This is a genomic window from Thermosipho melanesiensis BI429, assembly GCF_000016905.1.
Taxonomy (GTDB): domain Bacteria; phylum Thermotogota; class Thermotogae; order Thermotogales; family Fervidobacteriaceae; genus Thermosipho; species Thermosipho melanesiensis.
Map to the genome: position 1 here is coordinate 1,555,297 of NC_009616.1, position 25,754 is coordinate 1,581,050.

General features: G+C 32.1%; 25 protein-coding genes, 1 tRNA gene and 2 riboswitches. Of the genes, 24 read left to right on the plus strand and 2 right to left on the minus strand.

Annotation, left to right across the window (positions count from 1 at the left end):
- Positions 1–4 precede the first annotated feature (4 nt).
- Complete coding sequence (locus tag TMEL_RS08075) at positions 5–2,605, minus strand: valine--tRNA ligase (protein ID WP_012057772.1); 2,601 nt, start codon at positions 2,603–2,605, stop codon at positions 5–7.
- Positions 2,598–3,014, minus strand: coding sequence for a diguanylate cyclase domain-containing protein (locus TMEL_RS08080; protein ID WP_012057773.1), 417 nt, complete (start codon positions 3,012–3,014; stop codon positions 2,598–2,600). The genes TMEL_RS08075 and TMEL_RS08080 overlap by 8 nt, the downstream gene beginning before the upstream one ends.
- Positions 3,015–3,131: 117 nt before the next feature.
- On the opposite strand from TMEL_RS08080, the gene rsxC reads away from it, so the two are divergent.
- From rsxC to TMEL_RS08200, 24 genes are all read left to right on the plus strand, one after another.
- Positions 3,132–4,448 (plus strand): electron transport complex subunit RsxC, encoded by a 1,317-nt coding sequence (gene rsxC, locus TMEL_RS08085; RefSeq protein ID WP_012057774.1) that lies wholly within the window; start codon positions 3,132–3,134, stop codon positions 4,446–4,448.
- Positions 4,448–5,404, plus strand: a complete 957-nt coding sequence (locus TMEL_RS08090; RefSeq protein WP_012057775.1) for an RnfABCDGE type electron transport complex subunit D — start codon at positions 4,448–4,450, stop codon at positions 5,402–5,404. The genes rsxC and TMEL_RS08090 overlap by 1 nt, the downstream gene beginning before the upstream one ends.
- Complete coding sequence (locus TMEL_RS08095) at positions 5,401–6,078, plus strand: RnfABCDGE type electron transport complex subunit G (protein ID WP_012057776.1); 678 nt, start codon at positions 5,401–5,403, stop codon at positions 6,076–6,078. The genes TMEL_RS08090 and TMEL_RS08095 overlap by 4 nt, the downstream gene beginning before the upstream one ends.
- Positions 6,068–6,682 carry an electron transport complex subunit RsxE gene (gene rsxE, locus TMEL_RS08100; protein WP_012057777.1) on the plus strand — a complete coding sequence of 205 codons (615 nt, stop codon included), beginning with the start codon at positions 6,068–6,070 and terminating at the stop codon, positions 6,680–6,682. Before TMEL_RS08095 ends, rsxE begins: the two co-directional genes overlap by 11 nt.
- The gene (gene rsxA, locus TMEL_RS08105) at positions 6,679–7,254 is read left to right on the plus strand and encodes an electron transport complex subunit RsxA (protein ID WP_012057778.1); all 576 of its coding nucleotides are present in this window, start codon (positions 6,679–6,681) and stop codon (positions 7,252–7,254) included. Before rsxE ends, rsxA begins: the two co-directional genes overlap by 4 nt.
- A 44-nt stretch (positions 7,255–7,298) precedes the next feature.
- A tRNA-Gly gene (locus tag TMEL_RS08110) sits at positions 7,299–7,374 on the plus strand.
- Between the two features lie 48 nt (positions 7,375–7,422).
- Positions 7,423–8,691, plus strand: a complete 1,269-nt coding sequence (locus TMEL_RS08115; RefSeq protein WP_012057779.1) for an ArsB/NhaD family transporter — start codon at positions 7,423–7,425, stop codon at positions 8,689–8,691.
- 11 nt (positions 8,692–8,702) lie between these two features.
- Positions 8,703–9,638 (plus strand): calcium/sodium antiporter, encoded by a 936-nt coding sequence (locus TMEL_RS08120; protein ID WP_012057780.1) that lies wholly within the window; start codon positions 8,703–8,705, stop codon positions 9,636–9,638.
- 12 nt (positions 9,639–9,650) lie between these two features.
- Positions 9,651–11,102: an IMP dehydrogenase gene (gene guaB, locus TMEL_RS08125; RefSeq protein ID WP_012057781.1), complete on the plus strand. Its 1,452-nt coding sequence runs from the start codon at positions 9,651–9,653 to the stop codon at positions 11,100–11,102.
- Between the two features lie 255 nt (positions 11,103–11,357).
- Entirely contained in the window at positions 11,358–13,055 is a 1,698-nt protein-coding gene (locus TMEL_RS08130; protein ID WP_012057782.1) for a methyl-accepting chemotaxis protein, read from the plus strand.
- Positions 13,056–13,133: 78 nt separating this feature from the next.
- Complete coding sequence (gene aglB / locus TMEL_RS08135; protein ID WP_012057783.1) at positions 13,134–14,561, plus strand: cyclomaltodextrinase; 1,428 nt, start codon at positions 13,134–13,136, stop codon at positions 14,559–14,561.
- Positions 14,562–14,575: 14 nt separating this feature from the next.
- Positions 14,576–15,274 carry a class I SAM-dependent methyltransferase gene (locus TMEL_RS08140; RefSeq protein WP_012057784.1) on the plus strand — a complete coding sequence of 233 codons (699 nt, stop codon included), beginning with the start codon at positions 14,576–14,578 and terminating at the stop codon, positions 15,272–15,274.
- Between the two features lie 69 nt (positions 15,275–15,343).
- A complete protein-coding gene (nadX, locus tag TMEL_RS08145; RefSeq protein ID WP_012057785.1) occupies positions 15,344–16,078 on the plus strand; it encodes an aspartate dehydrogenase in 735 nt (244 codons plus the stop codon).
- A 4-nt stretch (positions 16,079–16,082) separates the two neighbouring features.
- Positions 16,083–16,994, plus strand: a complete 912-nt coding sequence (gene nadA, locus TMEL_RS08150) for a quinolinate synthase NadA (RefSeq protein WP_012057786.1) — start codon at positions 16,083–16,085, stop codon at positions 16,992–16,994.
- 1 nt (position 16,995) lies between these two features.
- A complete protein-coding gene (gene nadC, locus TMEL_RS08155; RefSeq protein WP_012057787.1) occupies positions 16,996–17,808 on the plus strand; it encodes a carboxylating nicotinate-nucleotide diphosphorylase in 813 nt (270 codons plus the stop codon).
- A 183-nt stretch (positions 17,809–17,991) separates the two neighbouring features.
- Positions 17,992–19,215 carry a beta-ketoacyl-ACP synthase II gene (fabF, locus tag TMEL_RS08160; RefSeq protein ID WP_012057788.1) on the plus strand — a complete coding sequence of 408 codons (1,224 nt, stop codon included), beginning with the start codon at positions 17,992–17,994 and terminating at the stop codon, positions 19,213–19,215.
- Positions 19,216–19,217: 2 nt separating this feature from the next.
- Positions 19,218–19,625: a 3-hydroxyacyl-ACP dehydratase FabZ gene (gene fabZ, locus TMEL_RS08165; RefSeq protein ID WP_012057789.1), complete on the plus strand. Its 408-nt coding sequence runs from the start codon at positions 19,218–19,220 to the stop codon at positions 19,623–19,625.
- Positions 19,626–19,629: 4 nt separating this feature from the next.
- Positions 19,630–20,559: an enoyl-[acyl-carrier-protein] reductase FabK gene (gene fabK, locus TMEL_RS08170; RefSeq protein ID WP_012057790.1), complete on the plus strand. Its 930-nt coding sequence runs from the start codon at positions 19,630–19,632 to the stop codon at positions 20,557–20,559.
- Positions 20,559–21,062: a biotin transporter BioY gene (locus tag TMEL_RS08175; protein ID WP_012057791.1), complete on the plus strand. Its 504-nt coding sequence runs from the start codon at positions 20,559–20,561 to the stop codon at positions 21,060–21,062. Before fabK ends, TMEL_RS08175 begins: the two co-directional genes overlap by 1 nt.
- Positions 21,059–21,949, plus strand: a complete 891-nt coding sequence (locus tag TMEL_RS08180) for an ACP S-malonyltransferase (RefSeq protein WP_012057792.1) — start codon at positions 21,059–21,061, stop codon at positions 21,947–21,949. The genes TMEL_RS08175 and TMEL_RS08180 overlap by 4 nt, the downstream gene beginning before the upstream one ends.
- Before the next feature lie 92 nt (positions 21,950–22,041).
- A riboswitch (TPP riboswitch) is annotated at positions 22,042–22,152 on the plus strand.
- A 64-nt stretch (positions 22,153–22,216) separates the two neighbouring features.
- Positions 22,217–22,993: a sulfide-dependent adenosine diphosphate thiazole synthase gene (locus TMEL_RS08185; RefSeq protein WP_012057793.1), complete on the plus strand. Its 777-nt coding sequence runs from the start codon at positions 22,217–22,219 to the stop codon at positions 22,991–22,993.
- A 119-nt stretch (positions 22,994–23,112) separates the two neighbouring features.
- Positions 23,113–23,538, plus strand: coding sequence for a DUF4234 domain-containing protein (locus TMEL_RS08190; RefSeq protein ID WP_012057794.1), 426 nt, complete (start codon positions 23,113–23,115; stop codon positions 23,536–23,538).
- Between the two features lie 42 nt (positions 23,539–23,580).
- Positions 23,581–23,691, plus strand: a riboswitch (TPP riboswitch).
- A 71-nt stretch (positions 23,692–23,762) separates the two neighbouring features.
- A complete protein-coding gene (gene thiC / locus TMEL_RS08195) occupies positions 23,763–25,040 on the plus strand; it encodes a phosphomethylpyrimidine synthase ThiC (protein WP_012057795.1) in 1,278 nt (425 codons plus the stop codon).
- Positions 25,037–25,753, plus strand: a complete 717-nt coding sequence (locus TMEL_RS08200) for a sugar phosphate isomerase/epimerase family protein (RefSeq protein WP_012057796.1) — start codon at positions 25,037–25,039, stop codon at positions 25,751–25,753. The genes thiC and TMEL_RS08200 overlap by 4 nt, the downstream gene beginning before the upstream one ends.
- Position 25,754: the final 1 nt, after the last annotated feature.

Consider the following 25,754-nt stretch of genomic DNA (forward strand, 5'->3'; position numbering starts at 1 on the left):
TCCCTCACTGAAGAGAATTGATTATACTTTTAATTTTTTCAATTTGCCCTTCTATTGTTTCAAGTTTTTCACGTGCTTCTTCAATAATATCTTCTGGAGCACCTTCTAAGAATTTTTTGTTGGATAATTTCTTTCTAAATTTTTCAGCATCTTTTTCTAACTTTTCAATTTTTTTGTTTAATCTGTTTATTTCTGAATCGATGTCAATCATATTCCCAAGCTCTACGTAAACTTCCAAATTGTTATCCACGTATGCACTTGCAGATTTTTCAGGTTTTATATTTGAAAATGTTATATTTTCTACATTTCCAAGTACTTTTATGTAAAGTTCTTCTTCATCGGTAAATTTTACCATTGTTGTAATGTTAACTTTTTTACTTTGTGGAATATTTATCTCTGCTTTTACATTTCTAATGCCTTTAGTTATATTCATGATAAGTGAAAATTTTCTTTCGCTTTCCTCATCAATAAATTCTTCATCTACTTTAGGCCAATTTGATATTGTAATTGATTCACCAGAAGTTGGAAGTTTTTGCCAAAGTTCTTCTGTTATAAAGGGCATTATTGGGTGTAGTAATTTTAAGCTGTTATCTAATACATATACTAATACATTTTGTACTAGGGATCTTTCGTTTGTTTTAAGTCTTGGTTTTGATATTTCTATATACCAATCACACAATTCATCCCAGAAGAAATTATATATTTCTTTTGCAGCAACGTTAAATTCATAATTTTCAATTGCGTGTGTAACGTTTTTAATAGTTTTTTGTAATCTTGATAATATCCATTTATCAGATAGGTTTAGGTTATCAAGATCTTGTTTTTGGAAATCTTCTAGGTTTAAAATTACAAATCTTGTAGCATTCCATATTTTGTTGGCAAATTTTTTGCTGGTTTCTATGTGTTTTAAATCTAGTTTTATATCACGGCCCTGGGCAGCTAATGTGGAAAGTGAAAATCTCATTGGATCGGCTCCATATTCTTCTATAACTTCGATTGGATCAATACCATTTCCAAGTGATTTGCTCATTTTCCTTCCAAACTTGTCTCTAACCAATTGGTGAATGTATACATCACTAAAAGGTTTTTCATCCATAAATTCATAACCCATCATTATCATTCTTGCAACCCAGAAGAATATAATATCAAAACCCGTTACAAGTACATCTGTTGGATAAAATTCTTTTAAATCTTTTGTTTCATTTGGCCAACCTAATGTACTAAATGGCCAAAGAGCAGATGAAAACCACGTATCAAGCACATCTTCTTCTTGTCGAAGATTTGTGCTACCGCATTTTTCACATTTTGTTACTTTATCTTCTGAAACGTTAATATGCCCACAATCTTGACAATACCAAATTGGGATTCTGTGTCCCCACCACAGTTGTCTACTTATACACCAGTCTCTAATATTGTACATCCAGTTTAGATATACTTTTTTCCATCTTTGTGGATAAAATTTTATATGTTCATTTTCTACAGCATCGATTGCTTTTTTTGCAAGTGGTTCCATTTTTACAAACCATTGATTCATTAACATAGGTTCAATTACCGTATCACATCTATAACAGTGACCAACGGAATGTTTTAAATTTTCAATTTTTACAAGGAAACCTTCCTTTTCCAAATCTTCCACTATTTTTTCACGTGCCTCATATCTGTCAAGGCCTTTGTATTTTCCACCATTTTCGTTAATTGTCATGTCGTCGTTAAAAATATTTATAAATTCTAAGTTGTGGCGCTGCCCAATTAAATAATCGTTAGGATCATGGGCAGGCGTAACTTTTAATGCACCAGTACCAAATTTTGGATCTGCGTGTATATCTGCAATGATTTTTATTTTTCTGCCTACCAAAGGTAAAATAACTTCTTTTCCAACAACATCTTTATATCTTTCATCTGATGGAGAAACTGCAACTGCGGTATCTCCTAACATGGTTTCAGGACGTGTAGTAGCAATAACTATCTCTCCTGTGCCATCTACAAATGGATATTTAATGTAATATAATTTTCCATCATGTTCATGGTATTCAACTTCTTCATCTGACAAAACAGTTTTACATCTTGGACACCAGTTTACAATATATTTTCCTTTATATATCAATCCCTTTTTGTACAACGAAACAAAAACTTTTTTTACAGCTTTAGAAAGTCCTTCATCAAGTGTAAATCTTTCTCTTGACCAGTCTACCGAGGCACCTATCGCCATTATTTGTTGTTTTATCGTTTTTCTGTATGTACTTGCCCAGTCCCATACTATTTCCAAAAATTTTTTCCTTCCTAGATCTTCTCGTTTTTTTCCTTCTTTTTCTATCTTTTTTTCCACAGCAGTTTGAGTGGCAATTCCCGCATGATCTTCACCGGGAAGCCATAATGTTTTAAATCCATTCATTCTTTTATAACGAGTTAATATATCTTGAAGTGTAATATTCAGGGCATGGCCCATATGTATTTTGCCGGTAATATTTGGAGGTGGTATTACGATAGAATATTTGGGACGACTATTGTCATTTTGGGGTGTAAAATAACCTTTTTCAAGCCAAAATTTATACCATTTTTTTTCAATAGAGTTTGGTTCATATCTTGTTCCAATTTCTTTATTCACTAGGAGCACCTCCTAAAGCTTCAATTTTTATATCTGTTTCTATCTTTATATTTTTGTTTCCGTAATTTAAAAGTAAATAGTCAAGTGATTCTTTTATCCTACTTGAAATCTGTTTTGCTATTATTTCATTAACTCCGTGTAGGATTATTACAAAACCTTTTTCCGATGAACGACAGATAAAATCTTTTGGTATTCTTACACTGTGCTTGATTATTGACGCGATCCTTGCTATAACGAAGTTTATTTCGCTTTGTTCTTCTGATTCAAATTTTAAATCCAAATAAATTAGGTAAAAGGTCGTATTAGATTTTTTTAGTAATGGATAGATATTTTCAAAGAAATCTTTGTTAGGTAATCTTGTGATTTCATCTACCCAGTTCCCATTGAAGAGATTTAATAAATATTCCATAAAAATTCCTCCCGTTTTTTATTTATTATATCATACAAATTATGTTTGTGAAAAGTAAAAAAGCTGTGTTATAATCTTTCATGGTGATGTAAAGTTATTATTGGGAGGTGTGGTGTTTTGAGATTATCGACCTTTTTAGGAGGAGTTCATCCCCCTGAAAATAAGCATTTGTCAAAAGATATTCCCATAAGGAAAGCTCCTATTCCTGAGAAAGTTGTTGTTTTTATGCAACAACATGCAGGAAGTCCCGCAAAACCTATTGTTAATCCCGGTGATAAAGTTAAAACTGGTCAGGTTATAGGTGAACCAACGGGATTTATTTCCTCGTATGTTCATTCACCAGTTACTGGAACAGTAACAGATGTAAAAAAAGTTACAAATGTTATTTTTGGTAAAGCAGTCGAGGTTGTTGAAATCGAGAGAGAAGGAGAAGATAAATGGGAGTTGTTACCACATGGTAATTTTGAAAAATTTTCTCCAGAAGAGTTGGTTGATATAATAAAAAGAGCTGGAATTGTTGGGCTTGGTGGTGCCATGTTCCCAACTCATGTGAAATTAACTCCTCCAAAAGATAAGAAGATAGATACTTTGGTTATTAACGGTGCAGAGTGTGAACCTTATTTGACCATTGACCATCGTATGATGCTTGAAAAATATGAAGAGATACTTATAGGAATAGAAATTGTGAAAAAAATTCTTGGTATAGAAAAAGCAATTATTGGAATTGAGGACAACAAATTGGATGCAATTGATCTATTAGAAAACAAATGGAAAGGAAAAGTAGATGTAAAAGCTTTAAAAACAAAATATCCGCAAGGTGCTGAAAAACAATTAATATATGCCACTACCAATAGGAAAGTGCCTAGAGGAAAACTTCCTATGGATGTAGGTGTTGTGGTATTAAATGTAAGTACATTATTTGCGATAAAGGAAGCGGTTATAGACGGTAAACCGTTAATTGAAAGGGGCTTGACTGTTACAGGTGAAGCAATTAACAAACCAGGAAATTGGTGGGTACGAATAGGTACACCGATATCTTGGGTTATAGAAAGATTAGGAGAAGGTTTAAAAAGTGAAGCGGAAAATGTAAAGGTTCTTATGGGTGGACCAATGATGGGGATTCCAATAAATAATATTGATACTCCATTGGTGAAAGGTAACAATGGAATTACAACGATTATACCAAAAGAGCAAAAGAGTACATTTTGTATACGCTGTTCATATTGTGTAAATGTGTGTCCAATGGGCTTGCAACCTTATCTACTTGATTTACTTGGAAAGAAAAAGAGATACGATGAAGCAGCAAAAATAGGTCTTTTAGATTGTATAGAATGTGGTTCTTGTACATACATTTGTCCTGCTAAAATAGAGCATGTTAAGACAATAAAATTGACTAAGAAAGTATATAAAGCCCTGAGAGGGGGGAGAAAATAATGAAGTTAATTACAGGTAATGCACCACATTTAAGGTCTAATGATACAACTGAAAAAGTTATGATTGATGTTATTATTGCGCTTATACCTGCAATAATTGGTGCGTGGTACTTCTTCGGAGAATATGCCCTGTTTTTGATTTTATTAGGAGCTTTTTCTGGTGAATTGTTTGAATTATTTGTAATGAAAGTTTTGAGAAAGGATAAAAATTTTGTTCCAAATGGAAGTGCTGCTATAACGGGGATTTTACTTGCAATGAATGTAAGTTCTGCAACACCTTGGTGGGTATTTTTAATTGGTTTGGTTTTTGCTTTAGGTGTTGCAAAACATGCATTTGGTGGATTGGGAATGAATATTTTTAATCCTGCACTTGCAGGAAGGGCATTTTTACTTGTATCATTTCCCGTATCTATGACAACTTGGTATAAACCTGTATTTTCTTTTTCAAAGTGGGTTGATATTCAAACAATGGCAACCCCGCTTGCTGTTTTAAAAGAAACAGGAAGTGTTAATATAAGTTATTGGGACTTGTTTATTGGTAATCGTGGAGGCTCTTTAGGAGAAACCAGTGTATTGTTGCTTTTAATAGGTTTTGCTTATTTGGTTGTTAAAAAGAGAATAAAGATTATGATTCCAATTACATATATTTCAACGGTTTTTGTAATGTCAGGCATTTTTTATCTTGTTAATTCATCTTTTGGAAGTCCTCTTTTCCACATTTTAAGTGGTGGTTTGATGCTCGGCGCTCTCTTTATGGCAACTGATATGGTTACAAGCCCAATGACGGTTAAAGGGCAGATAATTTTTGGAATAGGCCTTGGTGTTATGACTTTACTTATTAGATATTTTGCAGGGTATCCCGAAGGAGTTTCTTTGTCTATTCTTTTAATGAATGCATTTGTTCCTCTAATTGACAGATACACTGTGCCGAAGGTATTTGGTGAGGTGAAAGCATGAAAGAAACAATAAAAACAGGGATAATTTTAATGGTGTATACATTAGTGGCTGGAATGATTTTGGGATTTGTTTACCTTTCAACACAAGATGCAATAAAAGTGGCTGAATTGAAAAATACCATTGAAGCAGTTAAATTTGTTCTGACGGAAGATGGAAAACTCCTTGTTAAAGAATCAAAAATAAAAAAAGCAGTTGTTGATGCAACCGGTGAGGAAAAGGAATTATACATTAAAGATACAAGTGCAGTACTTTCTCCTGTTTTGAATTTTGACACCGAAAAGGGTAGGATTTTTGTTTTGAAAGGATATGGTATTGGTTATGGAGGTAAGGTAATTACCGTTGCATCATTTTTGGTAAATAAAAATAGAGTAGATTTGATTGCAATAAAAGTAATAGAATATTCTCAGGAAACGCCAGGTTTGGGCGCAAAAATTGCTGAGGATATTTCACAGAAAAGGTTTTATCCAATTCCCTATGAAGGGTTAAAAAATGGTGTGAAAGTTGATAAAGACGCGGGAAAGAGTAATTTATCTCCAGAAGAGGCTAAGGAAATTGGAGTTGTTAAGATTAGCGATGTTATGACTGGTGCTACTATAACTCCGCGTGCCGTTGCCTCCACAATAGATACCATGTTTGAATTTTTAAATAAGGAGGTGCAAAATAATGTCCAGTAAGACTTGGAAAGAATTTTCAAAAGGTTTTTTTGCGGAAAATCCAACATTTGTGCAAGCGCTCGGTATGTGTCCAACTCTTGCAACAACGACAAGTGCAAAGAATGGATTAGGTATGGGTTTGGCTGCAACAGTAGTTTTGGTTTTATCAAATATAGTGATTTCAATTTTAAGAAGGGCTGTTCCTGAGAAAATAAGAATACCTATTTTTATAACTATAATCGCTTCATTTGTTACTATGGTTGATCTTTTAATGCATGCTTATGTATATGATTTGTGGAAAACTTTGGGATTATTTATACCACTTATAGTTGTTAATTGTTTGATAATGGGACGTGCAGAAGCTTATGCCTCAAAGAACAATGTATGGTATTCGATGATAGATGGATTGGGAATGGGCTTGGGCTTTACTGCAAGTTTGACATTATTGGGTGCAATAAGAGAGCTTTTAGGTAATGGAACGATATTTGATGTGGTAGTTTGGGGTAAAGCTTTTAATGTGTTTATAATGATTCTTCCCCCAGGAGCATATTTAACCCTTGGTCTTTTGGCAGCTTTATTTGCTTTTATTGGTATGAAAAGAAAAGAAAGGGGGAAAGCTAAATGAAGGTATTTTTAATTTTGCTTTCAGCAATGCTTGTTAATAATTATGTTTTTATGCGTTTTCTTGGAATTTGTCCGTTTTTGGGTGTTTCAAAAAAGATGGATACGGCTGTTGGAATGGGGCTTGCTGCTACATTTGTTTTGGTAATGTCTTCTACTATTTCTTGGTTTTTAGATAAACTTTTAGTTGGCTTGGGGCTTGAATTTTTAAGAACAATTGTGTTTATTTTGGTTATTGCTTCATTTGTACAGTTTGTAGAATTATTTTTGAGGAAAAATAATCCTAATTTATATGATGCATTGGGAATCTTTTTACCACTCATTACAACTAATTGTATAATACTTGGTGTTGCATTAATTAACAGTATGAATAATTACAATCTACTTGAGACTATTTTCAATGCACTGGGAGCTGGCTTGGGATTTTTGCTAGCTTTGATAATTTTCAGTTCAATAAGGGAGAAGTTAGAGTTGTATGATATCCCAAAGCCGTTTGAAGGATTACCATTGGCTCTGATTACAGCTTCTTTGTTATCTCTAGCATTTATGGGATTCCAAGGTATGATTAAATTATGAACTTGAAATTTGGTATTTTCTTTGATATAATATTTCATGGATTAGCGGGTGTAGCTCAGTTGGTAGAGCATCAGCTTCCCAAGCTGAGGGTCGCGGGTTCGAATCCCGTCGCCCGCTCCAGGGCCATAAGTGCCCTTTTTTTTTAATTTGTAGATTGGGGGGGAACAGTTGAGTGTAGATGCAATAATTGCATTAATAGTTTTTGTTATTGTATATTATTTAATCATTTCTGAAAAAATTCATAGATCAATTGCCGTGGTTTTAGGAGCATTTGTTTTAACTTTTTTTGGGGTTTTTGAAGATCCAGATTATTTATTTAAAAATTATGTGGACTTTGATACTATTTTCCTGTTAATTGGAATGATGCTTTTAGTATCTGCAATAAAAAGTGTTGGTTTTTTTGAATATGTTGCTTTTAAAATTATTAATTTTTCAAAGAATTCCATTTTAAAGATATTTATATTGATTAATTTTTTTGTGGCTTTATTTTCTGCATTTGTAGATAATGTTACTACCATTATGATTTTTATACCTATTACCCTTGCTATTGCCGATGCGGCAAATATTGATCCTACTTTTTTTGTTTTATCGGAAGTTTTTAGTTCAAATATAGGTGGTACTACAACGTTAATAGGTGACCCTCCTAATATCTTGATAGGAAATGCCGCAAGATTGACCTTTAATGATTTTATTTTTAATACGGGAATACCTTCGATTATAACCCTAATGGTTATATTGGTATTTTTTATTCTAAAGTATAGAGATTTTCTTAAGGCTGAGATAAAATTTGAGTTTAGCGAACTTGAGTTTTCAAAATCAAATTTGATAAAATCGTTTGTTTTATTAACAGTAGTTATTTTGTTATTTGTTTTTCAAGAAAAACTTAAAATTCACAGTTCAGTTATTGCATTTGGAATGGGGTTTGTTTCTATTTTGGTTATAGATCCTAAAAACTTAGAAAAACATTTTACCGAAATTGAATGGAGTACCATTTTCTTTTTCATAGGATTGTTTATAATTACCGGAGCTTTAGAAGATACTGGAATTTTAAGGCAGATTGCCTTGGTTTTGAGTGAAAATTTCGGTGATACGCCAAGTATTTTTGGTATTGGATTGATTGTTACGTCATTTTTCATCAGTGGTTTTTTCGATAATATACCTTTTACTGCTACTATGATTCCCGTTATTAAAATGCTACCTACAATAAACGCGTCTTTTTCTAATTTAATGCCATTTTGGTGGGCTTTATCCTTAGGGGTGTGTTATGGGGGGAATTTCACACCAATTGGTGCATCAGCGAATATTGTGGCAATTACAATGCTAATTAAATATTCAAAACGTTCGGTATCATTTAAGGAATTTTTGAAATTTTCTTTAGTTCCATCTATAATTTCACTTATAATATCAATTCTTTATGTGGAAATTAGATATTTTTAAGAGGTGATTAGATGTTTCTAACTTTGTTGGGATTAATCGTTGGATTTGTTTTGCTCGTCAAAGGTGCCGATTGGTTGGTGGATGGGGCAACTTCAATAGCCTTAAATTTAGGGGTTTCAAAAATTGTTGTTGGACTTTCTGTTGTTGCGTTTGGTACTTCACTACCTGAATTGGTTGCCTCGTTGGTTTCCGTGATAAAAGGCCACTCAAGTGTTTCCATTTCTAATGTAGTGGGAAGTAATATTGCAAATATTGCAATAGCACTGGCTTTATCTTCTTTATTTGTAAGTATAAATATAAAAAAGAATACGATTAAAGCTGAAATGCCTTTTATGATTATTTCTACAATTGTGTTTACTGTTTTGTTTATAAAAGATAACTCTTTAACGTGGAACTATGGTGTTGTTTTCATTTCTCTTTTGGTGATATATCTATATTATTTAATAACTAGTGCAAAGAATGTTGTAGAAGAAGAGTTTAAAGATGAGGTTAAATACAAAACACATATTGCTTTACTTTTAATTGTTGTTGGAATTGTGGGAATTTGGTTGGGTGGAGATTTAACAATAGGAAATGTAATAAAGTTAGCGAAAAGTTTAGGATTAAGTGAGACATTTGTGGGATTAACAATTGTTGCAATTGGAACGTCTCTACCGGAAATAGTTGTTAGTATAATATCTACATTAAAAAATGAAGCAGATATTTTGGTAGGTAATATTGTTGGAAGTAATATTTTTAATATTTTATTTATTTTAGGTGTAAGTTCGTTGGTTGGAAATTTATATGTGGATGTTCAAAACTTTACAATAGATCTTATCATTATGAATTTATTTGTATTTATTTTATTTTTTACTTCTTTACTCAGGAAAAAAATTGGGAAAGTCGAGGGAATATTCTTTTTGACAATATACGTGTTTTACATATATCAAATTTCTATTAGAAAATAGGGGGGTGTAAACATGAAGGAGGCATTGACATTTGATGATGTGCTTTTAGTTCCGGGTTATAGCGAAATTTTACCAGGTGAAGTTGATGTGAAAACTAGATTAACAAAACAAATTACTTTGAATATTCCGTTGGTAAGTGCGGCTATGGATACAGTTACGGAATCTGAACTTGCAAAGGCAATTGCAAGGGAAGGTGGTATTGGAATCATACATAAAAATTTATCAATAGAAGAACAAGCACATCAGGTAAAAATTGTAAAAAGAACGGAAAATGGGATAATAGATGACCCGGTAACGGTTTTTCCAGATGTAAGTGTTGAAGAAGCGGAGAAAATCATGGCCGAATACAAGATTGGCGGTTTACCAGTGGTTGATGAACAAAAAAGACTTCTTGGCTTGGTTACAAATAGAGATATAAGGTTTGAAAGGAACCTTAAAAGGCCGGTAAAAGAATTGATGACTCCTGTGGAGGATTTAATAGTTGCAAATGAAGGAATTTCATTAGAAGAAGCTAGGGATATTTTACATGAAAACAAGATAGAAAAATTACCACTTGTTAAAAGCGATGGAACGTTGTCAGGTTTGATTACAATCAAGGATATTAGAAGTGTTGTAGAACATCCAAATGCATCTAGGGACAAAAAAGGAAGACTTTTAGTAGGTGCGGCAGTCGGAACAAGTGAAGATACTTTAGATAGAGTTGAGAACTTGGTAAAAGCTGGGGTAGATGTAATAGTAGTAGATACTGCACATGGTCATTCTAAAAAGGTAATTGAAACTGTAAAAATGATAAAAGAACATTTTCCTAATATACCGGTAATTGCCGGAAATATTGCAACATCAGAAGCAACAGAAGCGTTGATAAAGGTAGGAGCAGATGCGGTAAAAGTTGGAATTGGCCCTGGATCAATTTGTACTACAAGAATTGTTGCAGGAATTGGTGTGCCGCAGTTAACGGCTATTTTTGACTGTGTGGAAGTGGCTAAAAAGTACGATATTCCAATAATTGCGGATGGTGGAATAAGGTTTTCAGGAGATATAGTAAAAGCATTAGCAGCTGGTGCGGAAACTGTAATGCTTGGGAGTATTTTTGCGGGTACTGAAGAAGCACCTGGTGAAACTATATTATATCAAGGTAGGAAATATAAATCATATAGAGGAATGGGATCATTAGGCGCCATGAGTAGAGGAAGTGCAGATAGATATTTTCAGAGTAATAACCAGAAATTTATACCAGAAGGTGTAGAAGGTATGGTACCTTACAAAGGAAGTGTAAAGGACGTTGTATATCAATTAATTGGTGGTCTTCGTTCGGGAATGGGGTATGTTGGAGCAGAAAATATAAAGGAATTACAGAGAAAAGCAAAATTTATTAGAATTACCGCAGCTTCGGTAAAGGAAAGTCATCCGCACGATATAATTGTTACAAAAGAACCACCAAATTACTGGTCAAAGAATTTTTAATAAAAATTTGAATAAAAAAACTAAAATCCCGGCATAGTTTGCCGGGTTTAATTATTTTATAAAATATAGAAAAAGTTAAAAACCGATAAATAAATGAATATTTAAAAATTCGAGTTTAAAAAATGTTTTCTAGTTATGTTAATCTTTGCTTTACAACGTATTATTAATTATGTCGTAATATTGTTAACTGAAATATAACAAAAATATTTTTTTAGGATTATAATTAATAACAAGATGAAAAAAGGAGGTATAAAAATGAAGTTTAAAAGTTTATCGCAACTTTTGTTATGGTTGGTTTTAGGATTTGTTATTCTAGTATCAGGTGTTTTCTTAATCTCTAGCTATTATAACTTTTATAATGAATTGAAAAATGAGAAAATAAAGGAGGTAAAAACTGTAGTAGAAAGTGCATATAGAGTAGTTGAACAGATCTACAAATTGGAAAAAAGCAAACAAATAACTCATGAAGAAGCGATTGATTTGGTGAAAAAATATGTTGGTGCTATGAAATTTAATGGTGGTAATTATGTTTTTATTTTTGACAATGAATATATAGGTATAGTTCATCCGACTTTAGAAGGAAAAAAGTCTGATGGGGTAAAAGATCCAAATGGTAAATACATTTTAATTGATTTAGTTGATGGTGCAAGAAAAAACGGTGAATTTATTTATGAATATGTTTGGAAAAAACCTTCTGTGGGCAAAGAGGTTGGTAAGGTTTCATTTGCTAAGTGGTTTGAACCGTACAAATTTATGATAGGTGCGGGAGTTTACGTTGATGATATAAGTGAAGTTGTAAATAAATACGTTTTCGAAAATTTGTTGATAGTTTTGGCTACTTTGGTGATTATATTTGTTTTGATTTTATTCATTGGAAAGAAGATAAAAAGAGATGTGAGGAATCTTGAGAACGTTATCAAGAAAGTTTCTAATGGTGATTTAACCGAAAAGGTGGAAATCAATAGAAAAGATGAAATTGGAAGTATTGCCAATTATCTAAATAAGATGATTGATGGGTTGAGGAATATTATAAATAAAATTGAGGAAAATTCTGGCACGTTGAATAAATCTACAATTAATTTAAAAAATATTTCAAGTGAAGAAAAAGAATCAATTGAGAAATTTTCTAAAACTTTTGGAAAAATAGTTTCAGATTCGCAAAATATATCTGCATCATTAGAGGAAATAAATTCAAGTATAGAAGAAGTAGCTGCAAGTGCGCAGGCTGTTTCAAAAGCATCTATGGAACTTTCTGAGCGTTCAAATGAAATTTCTGAGAGTGTTAAAGTAGGAACAGATTCAGTTAATAAAGTGTATGAGATAATAGAGAAGGGATATAGCGAAATATTGCAGACTGCTGATATGGTTAATGAACTTTCTGTTTCGGCTGGTAATATAAAAGATATTTTGGAAACAATTAATCAAATATCAGAGCAAACTAATTTACTTGCACTAAATGCAGCAATTGAGGCTGCAAGGGCCGGTGAAGCCGGTAAAGGGTTTGCAGTTGTTGCGGATGAAATTAGAAAACTTGCAGAAGAAAGTAAAAATGCAACGGAAAATATTGCAGATATATTAGAAAAAATTAGAGAAGAAGCAGATAAAGTAAATGAAAACACGAGAAAAACTGTTGAAAGTATAAAAGAAGCTTCTGAATTTTCCAAGGAAGTTAAAGAGAAACTAGAAAAAATAGAAGAAGAGATTTTTGGGATAACTAATATGATAAACAATACTGCAGCGTCTGCTCAAGAACAGAGTGCGGCAGCGGAAGAAATGTCTAGTGCTGTTGATAATACAACAAGAACGTTGATTGAGCAGGTTCATGAAATAGAATCAAGCAAAGAAATGTTGGATGTTTTAGAAAATGGAGTTAACGAGATAAATGAAATGAGCAAAGATTTGGAAAGCATAACCAATAATTTAATTGAAACTGTAAGAAGATTTAAGGTTTAAGATGTTTTTTTAAAAGGGGTGCACTGGGTTTTCCAGTGCACTTTTTTATGTTATACTTTTTACCTAGGAGGTGTATTTATGAGGTTTCCCATCCCATCTTGGGTTTATGATACAGTTATATACCAAATCTTTCCCGATAGGTTCTTTATAGGAAAAGGTTTAACGGTAGAAGAAAAAAAGCAGTTGTATGAAAAAAGAGGTGGAAGAGTAGAAAAATGGGGAGTTCCACCAAAAAGAGATGAAAAAAACGATCATGTAAGGGTATTTTATGGAGGAGATTTGTGGGGAATAGCGGAAAAAATAGAATATTTAAGAGATTTAGGTGTTAATGCGATTTATCTAACACCTATATTTTTATCAAATTCAAATCATAAATACGATACTATTGATTATTTTAAGGTTGATCCGCAATTTGGTGGCATACGTGCTTTAAAAAGATTAATAAATTCTCTGCATGCGGAAAATATGAAGTTGATTTTGGATGGTGTGTTCAATCATGTTGGAAGAGAAAATGTTTATTTTAAAAAGGCTTTAAAGGGAAAAAATAAATATAGAAATATGTTTATTTTTTATGAAAACAACTACAGAGGTTGGTGGGGAACAAAGAGCCTTCCTGAGTTAGTTTTAGAAGAAGTATCGGTGAAAAATTACGTAATAGATGTTTTAATAAAGTATTTAGAGTTGGGAATTGATGGTTGGAGGTTAGATTGTGGCCAAGATTTGGGGCCAGAGTTTAATAGATACATTACATCAAAGGTAAAAGAATATTCTTCAGAAAAATATGTGATAAGTGAGTTGTGGACATATACTGGCGGTTGGGATATGGTTGATGGTATTATGAATTATCATCTAAGAGAAAATATAGTTTCATATATTGAAGGTACTAATAAAAACTTTGGGTTTTATCTTGAACGTATGTATAATGAGACGGACAATATATTGGCTTGCTGGAATATGCTAGATAGTCATGATACGGAAAGACTTGCAACAACTATAAATGACAAATTTTTGAGAAAATTCGCCATTTTTATGCAGTTTACTTATCCAGGTGTACCTGTAATTTATTATGGTACTGAAGTAGGTATAAATGGTGGGCCTGATCCAGAATGTCGTAAGACAATGATATGGAATGAAGAAAAATGGGATAATGATTTAAGGGATTTTTACAAAAAACTTATTTATTTAAGAAAAAATGAGCCTGCTTTAAGATATGGTTCTTTTGAATTGTTAAATAATGATCCTATAGTATTTATGAGAAGGACTCCAATGGTTTTGGATACTTTGATAGTATATGGAAATATTTATGATGAACCTTTAGATATTACAATATCTATTCCAGAAAAAAGATTGTTAAGTGGAACGGAGTTTATTGATATGTTTACAGAAGATAGGTATTTTATAAAAGGTGGAATGTTAAAAATAAAGATGTTACCACATTCTTTTGGAATACTTAAGGTGAAAAACAACATAGTAAACAACTATGATCAGTATAAAAGGATAAGTTAGAGAGGTTGGTATGTTTGAAAGCGTATGAGTATTATAATAAAATAGCTAATATTTATGACCAAATGTACGAAGATAAAAGATGGATTGCTTTAAGAAAGGCAGTGAAATTTTATATAAGAAATACCTTGCAGGGAATAAGAGGAAAAGTTTTGGATATTGGCACTGGTACTGGTTATTGGATAGAATTTTTTCTTAAAGAGGGGTTTCAAGTTTTTGCATTGGAACCTTCAGAGAATATCCTTAATGTTGCTAGAGAAAAGTATAAGGATAAAGTGGTTTATTTTTGTAGTACAATTGAAGAGTTTGAGTTTAATGAAAAATTTGAAGTTTTAAATCTACAAGGTGACGTGTTGAGTTATGTGGATGATCTGGATATTGTAATGAATAAGTTAAAAAAAATGATAAAACCTGGTGGTTATTTATTTGCAACTGTTGATAGCTATTACTATATGAAACATTTAGTAAAAAGATATGGAAGTTTAGAAGAATACAAAATTTTTGAAAAGACCCATGTTACAACTGTAGGTTCGCAGTATGGAGTATTTAAATCGCATTGTTTTACAATTGAAGATATTTACTCACTGGAAAGATATGGATTTAAGGTTTTAGAAATAAGGGGTTGTGGAAATTCAGATGATTTTGAAACGGAAGTTAAAAATTCCAATTTTGTAGAAAATTCAGAGCATATTTATTTTTCAATGCTAAAATTGTAATTATATTTTTTTACTCGAAAATTGACATTTGTAATTTTCAGATGTAAAATAATCTTGGAGGTGAAATGGATGAAACCTTTGTTTTTAGGATTTGGAAATGCTGCAAAGATAATTTTAGAAGAACTAGAAGATTTGATAAGTGATTTTTATTACTATGATGAGAAAAAAATCACAAATGGTTCTGGAACTATGCTTGAAGAATTTTATATTCCAGATGATAGTGATATGGTTATTGAGTGTGCCTCTGTTGGAGCAGTAAGAAAATATTACAGAGAAATTTTAAGTTCCAATAAAGATTTTTATATTTTAAGTACGGGTGCATTTGCAGATGAAGATTTTAGAAGAGATTTTAATAATATTTTAGAAAAATCACAGTCAAATGTTTTTCTTCCTTCTGGTGCAATTGGTGGTGTTGATGTAATTTACGCAATTAAAAAATATATTGATAAGGTATTTTTGAGAACATATAAACCACCAATTTCTTTTGGAAGGAACGACAAAGAAAAAACATTGATTTTTAGCGGGAATGCCATTGAAGCAATTAAGAGATTTCCAAGGAATACCAATGTTTCTGTTACATTATCATTTGCTGTTGGAAGTTTTGAAAAAGTTTTTGTGGAAATATATTCTGATCCAAATGTAAAAAGAAACATTCATAAGATTGAAATAAATTCAAGTGTGGGGAATTATATTTTTTCATTTGATAATATTCAGTCACCAAATCCAAGAACAAGCATGTTAGCACCTTTATCATTGGCATCTTTGATAAGAAAAAGATTTGAAAAAGTTAAAATAGGAGGATGATGTTATGGTTGATTTAAAGGAAAAGATTAAAAGAATTGCGAAAGAAAAAGGGTATGTAATTCTTGCACATAATTATCAAAATAAAGATATTCAGGATATTGCGGATTATCTGGGAGATTCGTTGCAACTTGCAAAGATTGCTACAAAGATAGAAAGTGATAAAATACTGTTCTTAGGTGTGGATTTTATGGCAGAGGCAATAAAAATTTTGAATTCAAACAAAAAAGTAATTGTTCCAATTAAGGCAGCTACCTGTCCCATGGCAAATTCACTTGAACCTGAAATGATAATAGAAGCTAAGGAAAAATATAAAGCTCCTTTTGTTATATATGTAAATAGTACTGCAAGTTCTAAGATGTATGCAGATTATGCGTGCACATCTGCTAATGCTGTTGAAATAGTAAAAAAGATAAAAAGTGAAATAGTTTTGTTTGGACCGGATAAGAATTTGGCGGAGTTTGTTGCTGAAAAAACAGGAAAGAAAGTTATACCTATTCCAGGAGATACGGGATATTGTTATGTTCATAATTACATAAGAAAAGAAGAGGTTTTATCTTTAAAAGAAAAGTATCCTAATGCAAAAGTTATATCACATCCAGAGGTTTCTAGTGAAATACAAGCAATTTCAGATTATGTTGGAAGTACCTCTCAGATGGAAAAATTTCCTAATATAGATGAAGGATTAGAGTATATAATAGTGACGGAGAAAGATATGGTTGAAAAGTTGAAAAAGATCTACCCTGATAGAACGTTTATTCCAATTTCAAGTGCAGTGTGTAATAATATGAAGAAGAATACTCTAAAAAATATTTTAAGTGCATTGGAAAATGAACAGTTTGAAGTTTTGGTTGATGAGGAGATTGCAAAAAAAGCTATAGTACCAATTGAAAATATGTTTAAATTAATGGAGGAATAATATGGTAAAGAAAATATTGGAATGGATTGAAAAAGATGAAGGATTAATGGATTTTGCTTCATATCCTTTGCGTGGGAAAAAGGTAAGTGCAAATATTATTTTAAAGCAAGATGCTATACTTTCTGGTTTAAGTTTTGTTAAGGAAATTTTTGAACATTATAATATAAAATTTAAAACAGATTATGTGGATGGTATGATTGTAAAAAGTGGAAATATTTTGTTTAAACTTTTTGGAGATGCTTACAACATTTTGGTAATAGAAAGAACCGTGTTGAATCTTTTATCATTGATGAGTGGAATTGCTACAAAAGTTAGAAAATTTGTTGATATTGCAAGAGAATACGGAATTACAATTGCTGCAACAAGAAAAGTAATTCCATTAATAGGTGATTTTGAAAAGATTGCAGTGTTAGAAGGAGGGGGAAATACACATAGATTAAATCTCTCTGATACCGTTATGATAAAGGATAATCATAAGAAGATTTATGGTTCAATAAAAAATGCAGTAAATGAAGTTTTGAAGATAAAACCATTTACTTCAAAAATTGAAGTAGAAGTTGAAAATTTTGAAGAATTAAAAGAAACATTATTTCTTGATGTAGATATTATAATGTTAGATAATTTTTCATCTATGGATGTAAGAAAAGCAATAGAGGTTATTAAAAACAGGAAGAAAAATGTAATTATAGAAGTTTCTGGGGGGATTTCTGAATTGAATTTAAAGGAATATTTAATAAGAGGTGTGGATGTGATTTCGATTGGGAAATTAACAAGTGAGTTAAAGTATGTAGATATTTCATTGGAGATAATATGAAATACGAAAATTAAAATCCGGAGGGTTTCCTCCGGATTTTTTATTTTAGATTTAATTTTTTTGCAACAATTTAAGTTTCTATTGTTTTGTTTTTTTAGTTTTTAAAAGGAACAGAGAGTTTACTTGACTTAAAAAAGTTAAATTGATATAATTTTACTGAATAATTTAAAGGAGGTAGGTAATGTGAGAAGAGTGGTTATTACAGGTATGGGAACAATTAATCCACTTGGGAAGAACGTAAAAGAGTTTTCTGAAAGTTTAAAAAATAACGTTATAGGTATAGATAGAATAACAAATTTTGATCCAAGTGATTTACCTGTACAGATTGCTGGAGAAATAAAAGGTTTTAAACCTGAAGAATTTATCGATAGAAAGTTATCAAAAAGGATTGATAGGTATTCTCAATTTGCGCTTGTTGCGGCTAAAGAAGCTATTGAAAATGCCAAAATAGATTTTAGAGGGATTGAAGATAGAGTTTCTGTAATTATTGCAAGTGGTATGGGAGGATTTTTGACCTTAGATGCACAAAATGAAGTTTTTAAAGAGAAAGGAGCAAGTAGGGTAAGTCCATTTATGATACCGATGTTGCTTTCGAATATGGCAAGTGGTGTAGTCTCTATGTTTTTTGGTTTGAGAGGGCCAAATTTTTCAGTTGTAAGTGCTTGTGCAAGTTCTGTCCATGCTATAGCACTTGGTGCGTTGTTGATTAGACACAGGTATACAGATGTTGCAATAATTGGCGGAGCAGAAGCGACAATTGCGCCTCTTCCTATTGCAGGGTTTGCTGCAATGAAAGCGTTATCTACTAGAAATGAGGAGCCAAAAAGAGCCTCAAGGCCATTTGATAGGGACAGAGATGGTTTTGTAATGGCAGAAGGAGCAGGCGTTTTAGTTTTAGAGGCAGAGGAGTTTGCAAAGGATAGGAAAGCTGATATTATTGCAGAAGTTAAAGGATTTGGAATGAATGACGATGCTTATCATTTTAGTGCACCACATCCAGAAGCAGAAGGTTCAAAATCTGTGATGAGGATTGCGTTAAAGGATGCAGGATTATTACCTGAAGATATAGATTTAGTAAGTTGTCATGCAACTAGTACACCAGTTGGCGATGAATTAGAGGCAAAAGCAATACTTGAAGTATTTGGGGAAAGAGATGTGTTAGTTAATTCAACAAAGGCGTTAACGGGGCATCTTTTGGGAGCAGCAGGAGTTGTAGAAACAATAGCAGCGTTAATTGAAATGCAGGAAGGTTTTGTACATGGAATGCCAAATTTAGACAATCCAGATGAAATTCCTTCAAAACTAAACCTTGTAGAGGAAAGCAGAAACATCGAAGTAAATAATTTTATTAAGAATTCATTTGGTTTTGGTGGACACAATGCATGTGTGGTAGTGGGGAGGTATTAAAAATGAATAAAAATGAAATAATGAAAATACTTCCTCATAGAGATCCTATATTATTAGTGGATAGAGTTATTTTAAAAGAGGAAAACAAAATAATTGCAGAAAAGGATATAACCACTGATTTGAAAGTTTTGAAAGGGCATTTTCCAAATTATCCGATTTATCCCGGAGTATATATAATTGAAGGTATGGCACAAGCTGCAGGGATTATGCTTTTAAAAGAAAATGAAACACCTTTATTTTTAGGTATTGATAATGCTAGATTTAAAAAAGAAGTAAGACCAGATTGCGTGTTAAGGTATGAAGTTTTTGTAAAAGAAGTAAAAGCAAGTGTTGTATTTGTTGAAGGAAAAGCGTATGTGGATAATCAATTAGTTGCAAAAGCCACGTTAATGTTAGGAAAAAAGGGGTGATTAAATGAATAGAGTGTGTGAGCTTTTAAATATAAAGTATCCTATTTTAATGGGGGGGATGTCATGGGCTGGAACTGCAAAACTAGCGGCTGCAGTTTCAAATGCAGGAGGATTGGGTATAATAGGTGCAGGACCTATGAGAGCGCAAGATTTAAGAAAAGAGATAGAGAAAATAAGGTCATTAACTGATAAACCTTTTGGTGTAAATATAATTTTAGTTTCGCCATTTACAGATGAATTGGTAAACGTTGTTTTAGAGGAAAATGTGCCAGTAGTGACGTTTGGAGCGGGAAATCCAACAAAATATATTAAAGATTTGAAAGAAAAGGGAATAAAAGTAATACCTGTAGTTGCATCTGATAGTTTGGCAAGAATGGTGGAAAGAAGTGGTGCTGATGCAGTAATAGCAGAGGGAATGGAATCAGGTGGGCATATTGGAGAGGTTACCACATTTGTCTTGGTAAATGCTGTTTCAAAAAAGGTAAAAATTCCTGTAATTGCAGCTGGTGGAATATCTGATGGAAAAGGTATGGCAGCAGCTTTTGCCTTAGGTGCGGAAGGGATACAAATGGGTACTAGATTTATCGCTTCAAAAGAAGCCCAAGTACATGAAAATTTTAAAAAACTTATACTGAAGTCTGGAATAAGGGATACAGTAATTACCGGTGCATCCTTAGGCCATTCCGCACGTGTGATAAAAACAAAGTTTTCAAAATTAGTGAAAAATTTAGAAGTTTCAAGTCCGGTGGAAGCTGAAAATATCCTTGTAGGAAGTTTAAGAAAGGCAGTGGTATATGGAAATGTCGATGAAGGTTCTTTTATGGCAGGCCAGTCAGTTGGATTGATAGATGAGATAAAAACAGTTAAAGAGATAATTGATGAAGTCATGGAAGAATTTAAAAAGGTTGTTTCTAATTTAAAGGAGGGTTTTTAATGAAAGTAAGAGATATTTCATTAATTGCACTTTTTGTCACATTAACAGTTGTGGGCTCTCAAATTAGTATACCTATTGGCACTGTGCCAATAACTTTACAGGTTTTGATGATATTTTTAACAGGATATTTTTTAAAACCCTTTCAAGCTTTATTAACGCAGATAATTTATTTATTACTTGGTATCGTTGGTTTACCTGTATTTGCAGGTTTTTCTGGAGGGATTGTGCATCTTTTTGGACCAACAGGCGGATATTTATTGGCGTTTCCCATTGCTGCGTTAATTGTTGCATTTTCCAAAAAAGATTATTTTTCAATGTTTTTGTATGGTATTTTTGGGCTTTTGGTGATATATTTGTTAGGGTTTAGTGTCCTAGCATATCATCTTAAAAGTTTTTCTAAAGCATTCATGGTTGGAGTTTTGCCGTTTATTGGTATAGATTTTGTAAAGATGATTTTAGCTGTAATAATTTCAAAAAGAGTTTTAAGGGTGGTGGAAGTATGAGAGCGTTTTTGTTCCCAGGTCAAGGTTCTCAATATTCTGGAATGGCCAATGATTTTTCAGTATATCCCGATTGGGATTACTTTGGTAGAAGAGCGGAAGAAGTTTTGAATTTAAATTTAATTGAAATAATGAATGGTGATGAAGAGACATTAAAATTAACAGAAAATGCACAACCAGCAATTTATCTTGCAAGCTATGTGGCGTATAATTATTTAAGACAAAATGGTGTAGGATTTCAGATTACTGCAGGGCATAGTTTGGGAGAATATACGGCTTTTGCAGCGGCAAGTGTTTATGATTTTGATTTTGGCATACATTTAGTTAGGAAGAGAGGAGAATATATATCTCAAGCAATTGAACCAGGCAAAGGAAGCATGGCAGCTGTTTTGAGGGTCTCAGCAGAAGAGGTAGAAAAAATGGTAAAAAATTATGAGGGTTTATATGTGGCAAATTATAATTCTTCGACCCAAACTGTTGTTAGCGGATTGAAAACTTCAATTGATAAGTTTATAAATGATTGCAAAGAAAAAGGAATACGTGCAACTGAATTAGTAGTTTCAGGACCTTTCCATACACCTTTTTTAAATAGTGCAAGGGAAAAATTGATTAGAGAGATTGAGCATGTTAAGTTTAGAAAACCTACCGTTCCCATTGTGTTAAATAGTACAGGAAAAGAATCAACAGATCCCGAAAGGTTGAAATATTATTTGTTAGAACAAATTGCAGGTCCTGTATATTGGTATCAATCTATAAAAAGAATGTTACAGTTAGGGGTAAAAGAATTCTTGGAAGTTGGTCCAAAAAATGTATTGTCTAATATGTTAAAAAGAGAAAAGATAAATATAAAACATTTTAGGGAAATTGATGGAGCTTCAGCTAAGAAATAAAATTTTATTGAATTAAATTATTGTATTGGAAAAATTAAAACGGTTGTTGACATTTAAAATATTGTGGGATAAAATATAGTTGAAAGTGAATAAGAAAACCCGAGGGGAGCTCCATAAGCCGGGGCTGAGAGGAAGGCGGAAGTCTTCGACCCTTAGAACCTGAACCGGGTAATACCGGCGGAGGGACGGGAATGAAAATTGTTGAAGAAAATTTAATTGCATTGCCCTCCGCATGGAGGGCAAAATTTTTTGTGGAGGTGTTATTATATGTGGGATTTAGAAATTTCTAAAATTATTGTAAATGGTTTTTTTGAAAAATTTAACGATGCATTAGATGTAGATGTTGCAATTGTAGGAGGAGGCCCCAGTGCACTAACTGCATCTTATTTTTTAACAAAAAATGGATTTAAAGTCGTTATATTTGAAGAAAAGAATGATCCAGGTGGGGGTACTTGGGGTGGGGGAATGCTGTTTAATGAATTAGTTGTAGAAGAAGAGCTTGAATGGATGTTGAAAGAATTTGGGATGAATTATAAAAGGTTGAATGGTTTTATTTCTATTGATTCAGTACATTTTGCTTCATCACTTTTGTATAATACAACCAAAGTTGGTACAAAGATATTTAATAACGTTATAGTAGAAGATATTTTAATGGAAGAAAACAGATTATGTGGGGTTGTAATTAATTGGGCACCAGTCATTAAACAACGACTCCATGTTGATCCAATAACTGTGAAAGCAAAGTATGTAGTTGATGGAACGGGACATCCTGCAAGTGTTGTTCAAATGATTATAGATAGAAATTTAGAAGTTGAGTTACCTTTGGATAAAATAAGAGAATTTCCAATGAATGCAAAAGAAGGAGAGAATTTTGTGCTTAAAAATACGAAAGAAGTATTTCCTGGGTTATTTGTGATGGGAATGGCAGCAGTTTCAGTAGGTGGTGGCCCAAGAATGGGGCCGATATTTGGTGGAATGTTAAAATCGGGCGAAAAAGTTGCAAATGCTATAGTAGAAAAGTTAAGTGTTGAAGTCAGTAAATAATTTTTGAATTAATACAAAAATGGTCCAGGCTTAGTTTTTATGGCCTGGGCTTTTTTGTTTATTTGACATTATAGAAAAAGTTTAATATACTTTTTCATGGGAGAGGAGATGATTTTTGGATGGTTTTCTTTTATATAATATATACAATATTTTCTTTGTTATCGAATATTTTGTACTTTTTGTATGAGAACATTTCTCAAATGCTTTTAGGAATATCTTCTGTTTCGTTTTTAGTATTGTTATATTTAATTGGAAATAGATTAAGAAAAAAATTAAAAATTAATATACTTTCTATTTATTATGTTGCGTTAATATTAACTATCTTTTCTTTTTTTCCACTTTATTTGACTAACTCTGTGATTACTTACTTTATTGCTCAATTTTTTGCGTTTTTATTTATACTTTTTTATTTAAAGGTAATTTTATCTGTTCTAAAGTCAGACTTGTCAGTTTTTAAGTTGCTGATATTTTCAATATTAACTTTTGGAATATATTCGTACTTTTTCTTTTTTAGATTAATAAAAGAAGTTAAAGAAAAAGTTTGACAATGGATATGATAAGAGATAAAATATAGTTGAAAGTGAATAAGAAAACCCGAGGGGAGCTCCATAAGCCGGGGCTGAGAGGAAGGCGGAAGTCTTCGACCCTTAGAACCTGAACCGGGTAATACCGGCGGAGGGACGGGTAGAGAAAATTTCAAAAAAGATTTCCCCCTCCGAAGTTGAGGGGGATTATTTTTTAGAAAAACGAGATGGAAAGAGGTGAAAAAATGACTTTGATTGACAGGATAAAAAAAGGTGATATACCAGATTTTTTGGAAGAAGTTGCAAAATCTGAAAATGTAAGTGTTGATTTTTTAATAAGTGGAATTTTGAATGGAACTATAGTTATTCCAAACAATAAAAATCATTCTTCACTAAGAAAGTACATGGCAATAGGGGAAAGTTTAAAGATAAAGGTTAATGCAAATATTGGAACTTCACTTGGATATGATGATTTTGAGTATGAATTAAAAAAGTTTCATACTGCACGAAAATTTGGTGCAGATAGCGTTATGCTGTTATCTACTTGGGGGGATATTGAAAAGCAACGTGAGAAAATAATAAATATGTCTGATATTCCAATTGGGACTGTTCCTATATACGATGTTGCAGTTGTTGCGTATATGGAGCATAAGAATGTGGTTGATTTTTCTGAAAAAGATTTTTTGAAAATTTTGGAAAACCATGCAAAACAAGGTGTTGATTTTGTTACATTACATGTGAGTATAACTAAAGATATAGTGAAAAAATTAAAAAATTCAAAGAGAATAATGAGAATCGTTAGTCGTGGTGGTTCAATTATTTCTGGTTGGATAATTAAAAATGATTTAGAAAATCCCTTTTATAAATACTTTGACGAAGTATTAGATATTGCAAGAGAATATGATGTGACATTGAGTTTAGGTGATTCACTTAGGCCAGGAAATCTTTTTGATTCTATGGATAAACTACAATTGGAAGAATGGTTTATATTTGAAGAATTAGTTGAAAAAGCGCGAAAAAAGAATGTACAGGTAATTTTGGAAGGGCCTGGTCATGTGCCAATTAATCAGATAGAATCTACAGTTCAACTAATGAAAAAATATGGGAAAAATTCTCCTGTATTTTTACTTGGACCAATTGTTTTGGACATTGCACCTGGTTATGATCATATTACTTCTGCAATTGGAGCCGCAATTGCAGCCAAAAGTGGAGCAGATTTTATCTGTTATGTAACACCATCAGAACATCTTTCATTGCCATCTGTGGAGGATGTAAAATTAGGGGTTATTTCTTCAAAGATAGCAGGTATGGCTGTTGATTTTTCCAGAGGAAAGCATATAGAAGAAAATTATAAACTAGCACTCTTTAGAAAGAATTTAGATTGGGATGGAATAAAAGATGTAGTTTTAGATAGGGAAATTGTGGAGGAGTATTTGGACAGTAAGCCATTTAAAGGAGAAGGCTGTTCTATGTGTGGGCCGTTTTGTTCGTTAAAAATTGTAGAGGAGTATTTAGAAAAGTGAGATTAGGAGTATCAACGAGTGTTATAAGAAGTGATTTAAGGTTTTTAGGATATTTTTTAAAGAAGTTTAGAAGTTTTGATTTGTTTGAATTGGGGTTTTTAGATCCCACTTTTTTAAATAGCATAAATAATATAAAGAAACCTTATGGTATTCACGCTCCGTTCATTTTTAAACTTTCTTCTCATCCAAAATTTACAAGTGGTGACTTTGAGGAAACATTTCGAAAAATATTAAAGAGTGCGCTGTTTGCTAGGAATTTATCTGCTGAGTATTTGATAGTTCATTATCCAGATACTCTACAAACAAAAGATTGGAGAAGTAATTTTAGATTATTAGAACAATTGAGCAATATCATTAAAGTTAGAGTAGAAAACACATTTGGAAATAGTTTTTTTTACAAAGCAAGTGATTATAGATTTTTATGCAAGGAATTAAATTTAGGGCTCTGTATAGATTTAGGTCACCTTTTAATAGATGATCGATTGAATCCATTTGAATTTATAGAACAATTAGCTGATTTTATTGAAGAATTTCATGTGTATTATGCAAATAGTAAGACATATAAAACGTGTCATCATATGCCTTGGTATGAAGATAAAGTGTATATTGACTTACTTAGGTTAATAAAATCATTTAACGTGGATATTGTTATTGAATCTACTCCTGAATGTAATGGTATTGAAAAACTTATTGATTTTTTGGGGGTGAGATAGT